The sequence below is a fragment of the Lactobacillus sp. UMNPBX17 genome, assembly GCF_002553735.1.
GTDB classification, from domain to species: Bacteria; Bacillota; Bacilli; order Lactobacillales; family Lactobacillaceae; genus Lactobacillus; species Lactobacillus gallinarum.
Map to the genome: position 1 here is coordinate 1 of NZ_PCYT01000152.1, position 1,138 is coordinate 1,138.

The 1,138-nt window shown below is 35.3% G+C and carries 1 protein-coding gene; it reads right to left on the bottom strand.

What is annotated here, in order from left to right:
- Positions 1-281: 281 nt before the first annotated feature.
- Positions 282-1,100: a Cof-type HAD-IIB family hydrolase gene (locus CP368_RS10050; protein WP_087175926.1), complete on the bottom strand. Its 819-nt coding sequence runs from the start codon at positions 1,098-1,100 to the stop codon at positions 282-284.
- Positions 1,101-1,138: the final 38 nt, after the last annotated feature.

Here is a 1,138-nt window from a genome sequence, read left to right on the forward strand (position 1 = left end):
GGTCCAGATGGACTTTTATTTTTATAAAGTGTTCAACTTGATTTTACAATCGGCGAGAAAATAATAATAGTGAAGCTCGGCGAATGTTTTGGGTTTACGGCCCTAATCGAAGAGATATTACTATCATCGGATTAGATCCCCATCCAGAAAGTAGAAAAAATGGTGCATATAATAGAGTAGAATTGTCTAAATTTGCCAAAATAATGTATTGTTAGATAGTTAAAAGGTGCATAAGTGCGAAGAAAAAATAGGACTTTTATTGTGAAAGTCCTATTTTCTTTTTACTCATTCAAATATTTATCTAGCACTTGCAAAACACCATCATCATTATTGCTTGGTGCAATATATTTAGCGACTTTTTTAAGTGCAGGTTCAGCATTTTCCATAGCATAGCTATAGTCGGCGAGTTCCAGCATTTCTTTGTCGTTCATGCCATCGCCAAACGCAATTAATTCACTAGGCTTAGCATCGAAGTAACGTAAAAAGTATTTTAACGCGATACCCTTGTTGACGCTATAAGGAACGATATCCATTAGCCCGAATCCACTTGAAGTACAGTGGATTTTTTCTGCGTGGTGGGCATTGAATTCCTTTTCTAATTCTGCTGAAAAATCATATCGATAACTCAAAGTTAGTTTAGTAATTTGATCATGAGGACTTACGGCGGTCATTAAGTCGGGTACTTCCACACGATCAGGATAGTAGAAGTTCATTGTTTGCTTAAAGGCAGGGGATGCATCCATCGTTGTATATGAGCTATTGATGCCAGTGACGATGACGGAACTCTCAGGATAATGAATTTGAATAAATTCTAGTAATTCCATTGTAGTTTTGTGAGTTAATAGGTGAGTGCTGATAATGTTGTCATCTTGAATAAGAAGTGAGCCATTGTCGGCAATCATGTCAATTCTATCTAAAAATCCAGTGAAATCTTTTCTCAAACGAGAATATGGTCGACCACTTGAAACAATAAAGTGGGCTTTATTTTCATGAATTTGATCTAAAATTCGGTCAAATCTTTTATGATCAAAAGTTTGATTATCACGCATGAATGTACCATCCATGTCTACGGCAATAACTTTAAAAGGCAATTTGCTCATGTAATTTGTCCTCTTTTTATAAAATCTATATCTTTTCT